General features: G+C 64.1%; 13 protein-coding genes and 1 pseudogene. 4 read left to right on the top strand and 10 right to left on the bottom strand.

What is annotated here, in order from left to right; translation table 11 throughout:
* Nucleotides 1–135: 135 nt before the first annotated feature.
* Complete coding sequence (locus tag ACFQU1_RS02595; protein ID WP_378128917.1) at nt 136–744, bottom strand: NADPH-dependent F420 reductase; 609 nt, start codon at nt 742–744, stop codon at nt 136–138.
* A gap of 22 nt (nt 745–766) precedes the next feature.
* A complete protein-coding gene (locus tag ACFQU1_RS02590) occupies nt 767–1,501 on the bottom strand; it encodes an SDR family NAD(P)-dependent oxidoreductase (protein ID WP_378128915.1) in 735 nt (244 codons plus the stop codon).
* A gap of 185 nt (nt 1,502–1,686) precedes the next feature.
* On the opposite strand from ACFQU1_RS02590, the gene ACFQU1_RS02585 reads away from it, so the two are divergent.
* The gene (locus tag ACFQU1_RS02585) at nt 1,687–2,577 is read left to right on the top strand and encodes a LysR family transcriptional regulator (protein WP_378128912.1); all 891 of its coding nucleotides are present in this window, start codon (nt 1,687–1,689) and stop codon (nt 2,575–2,577) included.
* A gap of 454 nt (nt 2,578–3,031) precedes the next feature.
* On the opposite strand, the pseudogene ACFQU1_RS02580 reads toward ACFQU1_RS02585, so the two are convergent.
* The 5 genes and pseudogenes from ACFQU1_RS02580 to ACFQU1_RS02560 form a co-directional block, all read right to left on the bottom strand.
* Nucleotides 3,032–3,586: pseudogene (locus ACFQU1_RS02580) on the bottom strand (DUF1801 domain-containing protein); the annotation flags it as partial.
* Nucleotides 3,587–3,590: 4 nt separating this feature from the next.
* Complete coding sequence (locus ACFQU1_RS02575; RefSeq protein ID WP_378129741.1) at nt 3,591–3,818, bottom strand: hypothetical protein; 228 nt, start codon at nt 3,816–3,818, stop codon at nt 3,591–3,593.
* 56 nt (nt 3,819–3,874) lie between these two features.
* Nucleotides 3,875–4,306, bottom strand: coding sequence for an SRPBCC domain-containing protein (locus ACFQU1_RS02570; RefSeq protein WP_378128910.1), 432 nt, complete (start codon nt 4,304–4,306; stop codon nt 3,875–3,877).
* A complete protein-coding gene (locus tag ACFQU1_RS02565; RefSeq protein WP_378128908.1) occupies nt 4,303–4,626 on the bottom strand; it encodes an ArsR/SmtB family transcription factor in 324 nt (107 codons plus the stop codon). Before ACFQU1_RS02565 ends, ACFQU1_RS02570 begins: the two co-directional genes overlap by 4 nt.
* A 472-nt stretch (nt 4,627–5,098) precedes the next feature.
* The gene (locus tag ACFQU1_RS02560) at nt 5,099–5,650 is read right to left on the bottom strand and encodes a hypothetical protein (RefSeq protein ID WP_378128906.1); all 552 of its coding nucleotides are present in this window, start codon (nt 5,648–5,650) and stop codon (nt 5,099–5,101) included.
* A 423-nt stretch (nt 5,651–6,073) separates the two neighbouring features.
* Between ACFQU1_RS02560 and ACFQU1_RS02555 the strand changes: the two genes are divergently transcribed.
* Together ACFQU1_RS02555 and ACFQU1_RS02550 are read left to right on the top strand one after the other, a co-directional pair.
* Nucleotides 6,074–6,517, top strand: a complete 444-nt coding sequence (locus ACFQU1_RS02555) for an SRPBCC family protein (protein WP_378128904.1) — start codon at nt 6,074–6,076, stop codon at nt 6,515–6,517.
* A 276-nt stretch (nt 6,518–6,793) separates the two neighbouring features.
* Entirely contained in the window at nt 6,794–7,267 is a 474-nt protein-coding gene (locus tag ACFQU1_RS02550; protein WP_378129739.1) for a VOC family protein, read from the top strand.
* A gap of 170 nt (nt 7,268–7,437) precedes the next feature.
* Here the strand turns inward: ACFQU1_RS02550 and ACFQU1_RS02545 are convergent, their stop codons facing one another.
* Nucleotides 7,438–9,150: a lysine--tRNA ligase gene (locus tag ACFQU1_RS02545; RefSeq protein WP_378128902.1), complete on the bottom strand. Its 1,713-nt coding sequence runs from the start codon at nt 9,148–9,150 to the stop codon at nt 7,438–7,440.
* A 159-nt stretch (nt 9,151–9,309) separates the two neighbouring features.
* Nucleotides 9,310–10,149 carry a transporter substrate-binding domain-containing protein gene (locus ACFQU1_RS02540; RefSeq protein WP_378128900.1) on the bottom strand — a complete coding sequence of 280 codons (840 nt, stop codon included), beginning with the start codon at nt 10,147–10,149 and terminating at the stop codon, nt 9,310–9,312.
* A 164-nt stretch (nt 10,150–10,313) separates the two neighbouring features.
* Here ACFQU1_RS02540 and ACFQU1_RS02535 point away from each other — a divergent pair, with 164 nt between their 5' ends.
* A complete protein-coding gene (locus ACFQU1_RS02535) occupies nt 10,314–12,215 on the top strand; it encodes a glycosyltransferase (protein ID WP_378128898.1) in 1,902 nt (633 codons plus the stop codon).
* Here ACFQU1_RS02535 and ACFQU1_RS02530 read toward each other — a convergent pair.
* On the bottom strand, nt 12,166–12,756 hold the full coding sequence (locus tag ACFQU1_RS02530) for an SCO family protein (RefSeq protein ID WP_378129737.1): 591 nt from the start codon (nt 12,754–12,756) through the stop codon (nt 12,166–12,168). The two genes, ACFQU1_RS02535 and ACFQU1_RS02530, sit on opposite strands and share 50 nt — an antisense overlap.
* Nucleotides 12,757–12,767 lie beyond the last annotated feature (11 nt).

The raw sequence follows: 12,767 nt of genomic DNA, 5'->3' as shown, positions 1-12,767 counted from the left end.
TAAACGGACCGGCGGCTTTTTGTGCTGGGCACGAGCCCTCCCGCCGACTGAAATGGGGCGCGTAGTTGCTTGCCCGCTTCCAACCCAACTCCTGACATTTAGGCGAATGGCGCTCGCGCTCCATCCGCCGTCCATTCAAAATAAGCTGTCGAACTTGACCAGGTCCTTGAAGATAAGCTGACCCCAAACATTCCCATGGCCCTGCACAAGCAGTCCGCCTTCGGAAAGCCCGCCGAGTTTGATGGGGGCGAAGCCGAGCTTGCCCGCCAGCTCGCCGATCTCGGCAGCCGCGCCGTCATCGTCGCTCGCCAGGAATACGACTCGCCGGCCACCATGCAGGGCCGGGTCCTGCGCCAGGATAGGGGCGACCAGATGATTGAAGCCCTTGACCAGCTTCGCGCCTGCTAAGGCGTCGGCGACGACCTTGGCGGAAGGCTGTCCGCCCAGCTCCTCGTCAGGCACGCCATAGGCGTTGGTCACGTCGACGATGATCTTGCCCTCCCAGCTGGGCAGCGCCTTCGCGACATCCGGGTGCGACCGGAAGCGCACCGCCAGGAAGATGACGTCCGCCTTAACTGCCTCGGTGAGCGTCGCGGGAATCACCCCGGTGCCGATCGCCGCCGCATCGGCCGCGAAGCTTTCCGGATCGCGCGTGGTGGCGACGGATACTTCGATGCCCTTCCGGGCGAACGCCTTGGCCAACGCGTGGCCGACTTCGCCAAAACCGATGATCGCATAGGTCATGTATGTTCTCCTTCGATTGATGTCAGAGTTGCGCCAGACCGCCGTCGACCGCGACTTCGCTCGCCGTCATGAAGCTGCTGTCCGAGGACGCGAGAAAGGCGGCCACGGCACCGATCTCGGCGGGATCGGCCATACGCTGGAGCGGGGTCATCGAAGCAAAAGCCGCCTGACCTTCCTCTCCCAGTGCTTCCTTCGCGAGCTCGGTCGCCGTCGCCCCGGGCGAGAGCACGTTCACCCGGATGCCGGTACCCTTCAGGTCCTCGGCCCAGGTCCGGGCGAGATTGCGTACCGCCGCCTTGCTCGCGCTGTAGGCGGTGAAACCAGGCGCCCCGGTGGTGCCGGCGCTCGAACCAGTGAGGATGATCGAGCCGCCCGAACCCATTAGCGGCAGCGCCTTCTGTACCGTGAAGATCGTGCCCTTCACATTGGTGTCGAAGGTTTCGTCGATATGCTCGGCGGTGATCGCGCCGAGCCGAAGCGGACTTCCTGCCCCAGCATTGGCGAAGACGATGTCGAGGGTTCCGCGCTCGGCCTTCACCGCGACGTAGAGCCGGTCGAGATCGGCCTCGTCGGAGACCGAACCCTTCACTGCTCGAGCGTTGGAGCCGAGGCTGGCAAGGGCGGTGTCAAGCGCGTCCTGCCGTCGTCCAAAGATGAAGACGAAGGCCCCTTCCGCGACGAACCGCTTCGCCGCGGCAAAGCCGATGCCGGTCGCACCGCCCGTGATGACTGCAACCTTGCCGTCGAGCTTTCCCATGACTGTTCCTCAAATCCGATGTTCGATCGTGTGGGGCAGGCCCCGAGGACCCGGAGATGGGTCCGCAAGCGCCGGTCGTTGAGTGTGAAAACCCGCACACCGGTGGTGCGAAATTGATCCAGTGAGTAACGCGGGACATTAACATCAGCGTTGGAAAGGCGCCGTGCTTGGCGCAAGAATGCACCATGATCGATTGGGACGACGTCCGTTACTTTCTTGCTGTCGCGCGCGGCGGCTCGGTGCGCGCCGCCGCGGCACGGCTTGGCGTGAATCATTCGACCGTGTTGCGACGCGTTGCCCAGCTCGAGGGGCAGCTTGACGCGCGGATGTTCGAAAAGCTGCCTTCGGGATACCGGCTCACGGCTGCTGGCGAAGAAGTCCTCGAACTGGCCAATCAGATGGAAGCATCATCCCATCTGTTGGAGACGCGGGTGTTCGGGCGTGACCAAACGGTGCGCGGGCGCCTGCGGGTCACTCTGGCTCCAAACCTCGCCGCACACTTGCTCATGCCCGACTTCGCCGCATTCGCGCGTCGGCATCCGGACATCGAGATGGAGATCCTGTCGACCGGCGAACTGGCCAACCTCACCAACCGGGAGGCCGATGTCGCGATTCGCGTCGTCTATGATCGCCAGACGCTTCCGCCCAATCTCCACGGCTTAAAGGGACCGGACATTTTCGGCGGCGTCTACATCTCCCGCGATCGTCTAGCCGCATGGCGTGAAGGCGCACCTGATCCCCTTCGGTGGATCGTGATCAGCATGCACGGCATCCCGAACTGGGCCAGCGCAGGTGACATTCGTACTGCCGAGGTTTTGTTTAGGGTCACCGATGGCGAGGGCCAGCTTGCCGCAGTGCGGCAGGGGCTGGGGGTCACGACCCTGCCGTGTTTCATCGGGGATGCCGATCCGCAACTTGTGAGAGTGCCTGGCACGGCGTTGCATCAATACGGAACCATCTGGCTTCTCACGCAGGGAGAGACGCGCAAGACGAAGCGCGTGCGGCTATTCACGGAATTCATGTCCCGCAGGCTGGCTGATTACCTTGCCCTTCTCGCGGGCGTGTCCGTATCTTGAGACGCAGCGCAGACTCGCAATGATTCTCCGCTTCCGACCGCGGCTCGGTGCAAAGCGATCAGACGAAAGTCTCCAGTGGCAGCCGCTACGCTATCGCTGAATGAACGGCGGCTTTCGGGGTAAGTCTGGTCGAGCCCGAATGACCGGAATTGGGGCGCAAAGCGGTCGACTACGGCTGCCTTTGGAGTCTACTTCAGGTCGACTTGCGCCAAAGCAACGGCGAGTCTGGACCGCAATGTGTCATCTAGCCCTGCCGAGCAGGCCGGGTGGCCGCAAGGTCGTTAGCTCCTTCGCACCTGATGAATTCAGGCTCTCAGGGCTACGCCGCATCGCGATCTGCAGATCCGCGCTTAAGATCGTTGTTGGAGGTATTTGCGGCGCTCCCGATTTCCCCGATGCGGATATTCACATTGGCCTCCGCTCGCGCCGCGCAACACCTCACGCCGGCCGCTTGCAGTCGCTCGCCGGGCAGTCGGCTGGCTTGCTTCACCCAATCGGCGAATTGCGCTTCATCGAACGCGTCATCTTCGCGGATGTCGTGATAGCGGACTTGGCTGTATTTGGATTGGCCGGGCGGGAGCGGATTGAGCAAGTCGCCGCGAAAGAAAGTCACTTTCACGTATTTCGTGAAGCAATGGAAGCTGAGGAACCAGCCTCCCGTCTTGGGGTCTTCATCGCCGGCGCCATAGAACGGCGAGTTCCATTTGACCGCCTTCCGCACATTCGGGACGGTGCCCATGATGATCGCGTCGAGGCGGCGGCCGAGGTCGCTCTTCCAGCCAGGCATGGCCGCGATGTAAGCCTGCACGGGGGCGTCGCCATAGCCCTTGGCGATCTGAGGATTGCCGCCCGAGAGGAGGACGACCTCGCCGGCCTGCGACGCCGGTGCCGTCCGGCGGGGCCCGGCAGCCTTCGAGCCGGCCGGCTTGGAAGCCTTTCTTGCGGCCTTCGCCGAGGTGTTCGGAGCCGGGGTGTTCGGAGCCGGGGCGTCGGATCTCTTGTCGGCCATTCCGTCACTCCTGTCCGACAGGATGTCGCCCGCTGCGCTCCTTGGCGGTATAGGGCAGCACGAACATGTAGAGCCCGGTGAAGAGGAGCAGGAAGAGCGGGGGCAGTGGCGAATAGACCACCAAGGCGGGAGGTTCCCCCAGCGCTTGGGCGACAAAGTTGGCGACGACGGTCACCGTGAAGGCGATCGATAGCCAGCGATGGATCTGCCGGACCCGCTTGTTCCAGTTCATTGTGACCTCCTCGGAGGACGAGCCGAGCGGATCGGCGACCCGCTCGGCGGCCGCCTTCAATCTATCCGCGCCAAGACCTGCTCCAGCTTGGCAAAGAACCCCTGCCACCCGGCCTTGGCGCCGCCGTAGGCCTGCTTCTGATCCGGCCGGAAGCCCGACTGCTCCATGCGCAGGAGGGTTCCCGCGCTCGTCGGCGTCAATGTGAAGGTCACCACGCTCTTCAAAGCATAGGCCGCATCATCATGCGCAAAATTCCAAGTATAAGACAGCTTGGTATTCGGCTCTACGGCAAGTACCTCGCAGTCCAGCACGCCACCCCAATCTCCGCGAAGATTGAAGCGGTGCCCCACGGCAGGCTCGAAATCGTTCTTCATGAGCCACTCCTCGATCAACTGCGGCTGCGTGAGCGCGCGCCAGAGCTTTTCCGGCGGACAAGCGATCTCACGTTCAACGACGACGGAGAGCGTTTCAGTCGATGTGTCGTTCATTGGTCCATCCTTTTCAGCAGGTCTTCGAGGGCGTCGAACCGGCCCTGCCAGAACCCGGCCATTTGGCTCGTCCAGTCGATCAGCGGGGCCAGCGCGTCGAGCTGCGCGCAATAATGCGTCTGGCGACCCTCATGGCGGTCGCGCACCAACCCGGCCTGTTTCAAAACCTTGAGATGCTTTGAGACGGCCGGTTGCGAGACCCCCGCCCGCGCCGTCAGGGCCCCCACCGTCTGGTCTCCATCGCGACACAGCCGCTCGAAAATGGCCCGCCGGGTTGGGTCGGCGAGGGTTCTGAACAGAAGATCGTGGGGCTGTGTCATGGCAACCAATAACTCGCTGGTTATTGATCAAACCAATAACCAGCGAGATATGTATCGTCAAGCGGGACGTGCAGCGGCGCTATGATCGGCGCCACCGGGGCCGCGCGCCGGGCGGCGGTGTCAGGCGGGCAGCGCCAAGGGGCAAATGATGATGCGGGCGCAGAGTGTGTCTGCTCCGGGTGGGAAACTGATGCACATGAAAGCCGGCTCAAATCCACCACGGCCATCGTTTTTTACGGATGTCGCGGAGCCCCAGGCGACCTCGGAAGAGCTGAACGAAGAACCATACCAGCAGACATGCACTAATGACCCACTTTGCCATGGGCAGCCAAAGCCAGACGCTCGGCATAGCAGCCTCCCCCCATCAACTCTATATTCGGCCACTTTCAGAAGGACGGCTGTGGGGCGAAAGGCGGAATGTCGACGTCACGTCCTTCCCGAGCCAGATTGGCTTTGCCACAATCGGCCGGCATCAGCCTGCATAAGCGAAATATACCTTCCCACGGACAGGGTCGACGATCGTCACGCTTCCCCCCTTGCCGTAGGAGTAAAATGAACCGGGCTGTTGGATGGCCTGGTCGGCTTCAACATCCTTTCCAGGCTCGATTGGTATGATGAAGCCATACTTCTCCAGATATTCCCATATTGTTGGAGGATGTTGCGGCGCCCGCCTCGCCGTCATCATCCCGGGATCGTGATCGTAAGGATGCCATTCTCGATGGTCCCCGGCGTCGCCAACCGGTGTCGGGCGCCACTTTGCAGATCCACCGGGAAGCATCTGAGCGAGGTGGCTCCCCTGGCTTCGGGCCCATGCAGCGCTTGCCTCGGTGAGGCTGTAGACGACAAAGCCTGTCTCATTGTCGCCGGGCATAAAGCCGAGGCCCCAGGATTCTTCGAGTCTGTAATCCACCGAGGAGGCCTTGAGCGGCTCAGGAACCCGCGCGAGTAGGACCTCCCGTTCGTGTTGCTGTTCGTATCGCTTAGCAGCAACATAGGGAACACCGACGACAAGCAGAGATACCACAACAATAGCGGCCCTCCGACGAATTCGCCCCGGTTCTGGCCTTTGCCAAAGTCGAAACGCGAAACGCAGAAGCAAAACAGCGGCGCCGGCGAGTATGAGGAGCACAAAAGCGCAGACAGCTATTATCGTTGGCAACGGTCGAGAATCCTCGCTTCAGCAATCGCATGTGAATTCCCACTATTTCGCGAGTTCCGCAATTGCCCGATGGATGTAGGCCCACCTACTCGACGGGCTTGCCCTATCCGACCGCCACCGGCGCTTTCTCAAAAAAATCCGAGGTCCCCTGTCGGACCGGCAAAGCCTCGTTCGTCCTCGGGGCATGGATCGGTCATCATGGGAGCAAGGGTCATGCGGTAAGCTGACCGCTCAGTCCGAGACCAAGGCACGTATCGAGGCTTGAACAGTTTCATAAGGATCGACGATATGCCCAGCACCATACGTTTGCACCGCGTTCTGGCGACCAGCCCGGAGAAAGTCTACCGCGCCTTCATCGAGGCGGACGCGCTCGCAAAATGGCTGCCGCCGAATGGCTTCACCTGCACTGTGCATCATCTGGAGCCGAGCGTCGGCGGCACGTTCAAAATGTCCTTCCGGAACTTCACGAACGGCCAAAGCCACGCCTTCGGCGGCGAATATCTCGAGCTCGTTCCGGGCGAACGCGTCCGCTATACGGACACATTCGACGATCCCAACCTGCCCGGCGAGATGCGGGTGACCGTGACACTGAAGAAGGTGTCGGTTGGCACCGAGGTGGATATCACGCAAGAAGGCGTGCCCGACCTCATTCCGCCGGAGGCCTGCTATCTCGGCTGGCAGGAGTCGCTGCGGAACCTCGCAAGGCTCGTCGAGCCGGAAATCAATCAATAGCGCATCGGAAGGCGGGCAAGGGCCGCCGGGATCAGATGACGGGCGACGTCTCTCGATCAGGCCGTCGTCCTGATCGAGGCCAGGCCCGCATCTGGTCTCAAGGGTTGCGGCTCTGATGACGGGCACAGCCTTTCAGGCGTCGCCGGTGGAACGTCAGATGCCACGGGCCGTCCACCCATGGTCCGTGGCGCACCGTCCAGCCGGCGATGAACCCGCCTTGGCGCATTTAAACCCGGTCAGAATTGGCTTCCAGAAGCGAAAGGACAAGCAATGGCGATCGCCAAGAACACCATCTGTGTGTGGTACGATAAGGACGCAGAGGCTGCAGCCCGCTTCTACGCCGAGACTTTTCCGAACAGCACGGTGGGTGCCGTTCACCGTGCTCCCACCGACTACCCGTCAGGCAAGGGGGGCGACGTGCTCATGGTCGAATTCACCGTCGCCGGCATCCCCTGTCTCGGCCTCAACGGCGGGCCAGCGATCAAGCACAACGAAGCCTTCTCGTTCCAGATCTCCACCGAGGATCAGGAAGAGACCGACCGCTATTGGAACGCCATTGTCGGCAATGGCGGCCAGGAAAGCGCATGCGGCTGGTGCAAGGACAAATGGGGCATTTGCTGGCAGATCACGCCGCGCGTGCTGATGGAGGCGATGGCCGCCGGCGGCGATGAAGCAAAGCGCGCGTTTGAAGCGATGATGGGTATGGGCAAAATCGACGTTGCCGCGATCGAGGCAGCGCGGCGCGGCTGACGTCCGTCGCCTTTACCGCACCGGCTGGAAGAGCTCGATCGGATTGCCGCATTGCGCTGCAGCGCGAAGTCGAGGTGCTCGACACAAAAGGTCACTGAGGTCGCGACATCCTCGACATCTAGCGAAGGCTGGAAGTCCTCGGCCTTCGCGACCTCCTCGGAATGCGCAACTTACCCCGCCCGCATATCCTCGAGAAAGGCCTGGTGCTCGGCGATGAGCTCGCCGGACAGGCCCTTTTCGATCAGCCGGCGCGTTTCCGCGACCCCATAAAGCGCGATAAAGGAGCCGAAGCGCGGGCCGCGCTCCTCGCCGAGCAGCACCCGGTAGATGGTCGAGAACCAGGCTTGCGACACGCCGGGGCGGCCGTCCGGGCTCTTGGCCTTGCCGGTCGTGTCCGGAAAATGCCGCCGACCGACTTCGTAAACCACCGCCTGCAGCGCCTCGGCGTCGCGCGAGCCTTCGTGAGGCGCAAGCTCCTGCGCCAGATCCTTGAGCGCGGCCGCTTCCGCCTCGGTCGGCGCGTGATAGGTCTTGGCCGGCTTCACGAAGCCGCGGAAATAGGAGACCGCATAGCCCGCGAGTTTGTCGAGACGCGGATGCGTCGCCGGCGAAGCGCCCGGCGCATAGCGCTGGACGAACCCCCAGAGCACGCCCGGATCCTCCGCATTGGCGACGGTCGCCAGATTGAGCAGCATCGTGAAGGTGAGCTGCGTCTGCGGGGCATTGCCATCGCCGGCGGGCAGCACCTCCGGCGCGGGCGGATGGCCGGAGTGGATGTGCCAGACGGGATTGGAGAGCCTCTGAGCCTCGCTCTGCCGGGAAAAGGCGGCGAGATGGCTCAGATAGTCGTCGACCTGCCGCGGAATGACATCGAAATAGAGGCGCTTGGCCTCGCGCGGCTTGTTGTACATGAAAAGCGCAAGGCTCTCCGGCATGCCATACTGGAGCCAATCGTCGATGGTAAGGCCGTTGCCCTTGGACTTCGAGATCTTCTGGCCCTGCTCGTCCAGGAAGAGCTCGTAGTTGAAGCCCTCCGGCGGCACGGCACCGAGCGCCCGGGTGATCTCGCCCGAGAGCTTCACGGAATCGATCAGGTCCTTGCCGGCCATCTCGTAATCGACGCCGAGCGCGACCCAGCGCATGGCCCAGTCCGGCTTCCACTGCAGCTTGGCGTGGCCGCCGGTCACCGGCGTCTCGAAACGCTCGCCCGTCTCCGGATCGCGCCAGACGATGGTGCCCGCATCCGGCTTCACCTCGTCGATGGGCACCTGCATGACGATGCCGGTCTTGGGATGGAGCGGCAGGAAGGGCGAATAGCTCTGCGCCCGCTCGGCGCGCAAGCTCGGCAGCATGATCGCCATGACGGCGTCGTAGCGCTCCAGCACCAGGCGCAGCGTCGCATCGAAGGCGCCCGCGCGGTATTGCTCGGTCGAGGACATGAAGTCGTAATCGAAGCCGAAGGCGTCGAGAAAGCTCCTCAGCCGCGCATTATTGTGGTGGCCGAAGCTCTCATGCGTGCCGAAGGGGTCCGGCACCACCGTCAAGGGCTTGCCGAGATGGGCGGCGATCAGGTCCCTGTTCGGGATATTGTCCGGCACCTTGCGCAACCCGTCCATGTCGTCGGAGAAGGCGACGAGCCGCGTCGGGATCTTGTGTTCGGTCAGCACCCGGAAGGCGTGGCGCACCATGGAAGTGCGCGCCACCTCGCCGAAGGTGCCGATATGCGGCAGGCCGGAGGGACCGTAGCCGGTCTCGAACAGGGCTTCCTTCTTGCCCGAGCGCTCCAGCCGCGCGACGAGTTTGCGCGCCTCCTCGAAGGGCCAGGCCTGCGAGGCGCGTGCCGCTTCGACGACATCGCGATCGAGCGCAAGAGGGGCGGTCATAATGGAAGGCCTTTATTCTTGAAAACGGATTTTGCGATCGAAGCGATCGGCCGGACAGGGCCGCCTGGCCACTGCATGGTCAGCGGCCATGGGAAGGGCCGGATTGCGCTCCTCCGCGGTCTCTAAGATCCCCGCGGCAAACCGTCAACTCGCAGGCGTTCAATAAAAGCTGACGGGGAAGTAGCGCAGGAAGAGCTCCGTATAGGTGCCATCCTGCCAAACTTTCTGCAGTCCATAGTCCAGGGCCCGGCGCAATGTCTGGTCGTCGCGGCGGGTAATGAAGCCGACCCCCTCGCCGAAATAACGGCTTTCCGTATAAGCGCCGCCGCGAAAGCGGCAGCAGCCTCCGGCGTCCTTGCCGTTCAGCCACACCGCCAGGCTGAGCCCGTCGGCGAAGAGATAATCGACCTTGCCCTCGCGCAGGGCGTCCTCCGCCAGGTTGAGACTGGCAAAGCTCTGCTGCTTGGCGGCGGGGAAGACCGCTGTGAGATAGGCAGCATGGGCGGATTTCTCGACGACACCCACGCTGTGGCCGGCGAGTGACGCGGCGCTCGGGTCCGGCAGATCGACTCCGTCCCGGGTAACGAAACGCGCCGGCATGCGGTGGTAGGGCGCCGTCACGGCGAAGCGTTGGCGCAACGTCGCGGTGATCGGGATCGCCGCCGCGATCGCATCGCCCCGGCTCTCGGCGAGGGAATCGAGCAGCGTGTCGAAGCGGCGCACCTGGATCGTGCAGGCGACCTGCAGCACGTCGCAGATGGCGCGCGCCAGATCGACCGAGAAGCCGGTCGGCAGGCCTTCCGCATCGACGAAATGCAGGGGCGGATACTGATCGTCCGTGAGGAAGCGGATAACGCGCAGTCCGGCCAGATCCGGTTTGTTCAGGCTCGCGGCCGGGTCCCAGAAATTGGGCACCACGACCTCGGCCCGGGCGACTGACATCACGGCGAGGACCGCGACGAGCGCGGCGATAAACCGTCGGAAAGGCAAGGGCGGCATTTTCTTCCAATGTTCCCGCAACGCCAGCGCGGCGTCTATTCGACCATGGAATCGGTCATGAATGACTCGCAATTCCTGCACAAATCCTATCACATTACGGGAGGGGGAATTTCGGGGGAAATTCGATGCATCGCGGCAGCAGTGCCAGCGTGGGGAGTCGGCTGTTGCCTTTTTCGGGGGGCGGAGGCGATGGGCCTCTCCCGCCGGAGATCGCTTTTCTGGCCGCGCACGGCATCACTATTCCTGAGCTCATGTCGGCTACGCATTATGCAGCCTCCTGGGGCGTGTCGCCCTCGGAGGCCCTGCTCGCGCTGGGCTCTATCGACGAGGAGGATTTCTATCGGGCTTTGGCGGCCGAAACCGGAGTGGCGCTTCTGCCAGCCGATGTCGGGATCAGCCCGCGCATCCGCTACGAGGAGAGCATACGCGCGGGTGTCGCACCGCTCCAACCCAACTACCGCCGGCTCACCTTCGCGGTCGCGCCACGCGGCGGGGCCGTCCGCGAGTTCCTGCTGCGCGGCCCGCGTCTTGCCGAAGCCGGGGTGGCGCTCGCCTCGCCGCGGCGGCTGAGCGAGCGGGTCGTGGCCGCGACCGGGGCGGCGGTCGCCCGCAAGGCGGCGCACGGCTTGGCGGATGCCGCCCCCACGCTCTCGGCCCGCGATGGCGCGACGCTGGTCCAGCTCATGACGACGGCCGCCTTCTTCGGCGCCGTGAGCTTCGCGGCGACGCTGGCGCCCGCCTTGGCGCGCGGCGTGCTGACCGGACTGATCAGCCTCGTGTTCCTGGCCACGATCGTCGTGCGGCTCGCCTGTACGACGCAAGCCGCACCCGTCAAGCCACGACGGCCGGTCCGCCGCGCCGCGGATAACCATCTGCCGGTCTATACGATCATCGTCCCACTGTTTCGCGAGACACGGATCATCGGCCAACTTCTCACCGCCCTCACGGCGCTCGACTATCCGCGCGCCAAGCTCGACATCAAGCTCGTGCTGGAGGAGGACGATCGGCCCATGCGCACGGCTGTGCAAGCGCTCGCGCTGCCGAGCTTCGTCGAGGTCATTGTCGCGCCGCGTGGCGAGCCACGGACGAAGCCGCGAGCGCTCAACGTCGCCCTGCCCCTGGCGCGTGGCGATTTCGTCGTGGTCTATGACGCGGAAGACATTCCCGACCCGCAACAATTGCGGCTGGCCGTGACGACCTTCGCCCGCATGCCCCGGTCGATCGCCTGTCTGCAAGCGCGGCTCGTCATCGATAATGCCGGCGACGGGCTGCTGCCGACCCTCTTCGCCATGGAATATATGGCGCTGTTCGACGTCATCAATCCAGGGCTCGCCAGCTACGGCCTGCCCGTTCCGCTCGGTGGCACCTCGAACCATTTCCGCACGCCGGTGCTGCGCGAGGTCGGCGGCTGGGACGCGTGGAACGTCACCGAAGACGCCGATCTCGGCATTCGCCTGGCCTGCATGGGCTATGGGGTGGCAGATCTCGCCTCGGCCACACGGGAGGAGGCACCGGTTGCGCTCAATGCGTGGGTGCGCCAGCGCGCACGCTGGATGAAGGGCTGGATGCAGGTCTGTGTCACCCATAGCCGCAGGCCCATCGCCACGATCCAGGCGCTTGGGGGCTTCGGCTTCCTCGGGGTCCTGACCATGGCCTATGGCACCGTCGCGAGCGCGCTCTGCTATCCCATTTTTATTGCCATCGCCGTCGCCGCGACGATCGACGCGGTTGCAAGCAGCGCGCACAGCCTCGAGACCCATTCCGTCCCGAGTGCGGGCCTGGCGGCGCTCGCCCTGACCGTCTTCGTCGCGGGCGCCTTCTCGATGATCCTGCCAGCTCTGGTCGGGATCATCAGACGCGGCCCGCGGCGGCTTCTCCTCTATCTGCCGCTGCTGCCGTTTTATTACGTCCTCGTTTCCATGGCGTCCTGGCGTGGGCTCGGCGGCCTCATCCTGTCCCCCTTCAGCTGGAACAAGACCGAGCACGGGCTGGCGCGGCGGCGCGAGGCGCCGTCGTTCAGAGAAAACGCAGCAGATCCCGGGCGGCCACGTCCGGCGGGCGCTTGAGATCGAAACCGTTCACGAAGGCGCCGCGGGAATCCATGAGATAGACCATGGCCGTATGATCCATGGTGTAATCCCCGTCGCTGGTCGGCACCTTGCGGGCATAGACCTTATAGGCCTTCAGCACGCCGGCGATCGCCTCGGGCGAGCCGGTGAGACCGGTGATGCGCGGGTCGAAGCTCGCCAGGTAGCTCTTCAACACCTCGGGCGTGTCGCGCTCGGGATCGACGGTGATAAAGAGCACGCGCAGGCGGTCCCCCTCGGGGCCGGCGGCGCGCAGCACCTCGGAAGCCTCGAACAGGGTCGTCGGGCAGACGTCCGGGCAATGGGTGAAACCGAAGAAGACCAGGAAGGGCGCGCCGCGCAGATCCGCCTCGGTCACGGTGCGCCCGTCCTGGGCGGTCAAGGCGAAGGGTCCGCCGACGGAGGACCCCGCGGGCGCCTCAGGACGCCCAATGAGTGCGAGCACGGCCACGCCGACCAGGATGACGCTGGCGAGGAAAGCGGCAAGCGGCAGGGCGAGGCGCCGTACGCGGGGCGACATCATGAATAAGG

This window comes from Chelatococcus sp. GCM10030263 (genome assembly GCF_042666455.1).
Taxonomy (GTDB): domain Bacteria; phylum Pseudomonadota; class Alphaproteobacteria; order Rhizobiales; family Beijerinckiaceae; genus Chelatococcus.
Note: the sequence above shows the minus strand (reverse complement) of the source record. Positions and strands in the feature narration are given on the sequence as shown.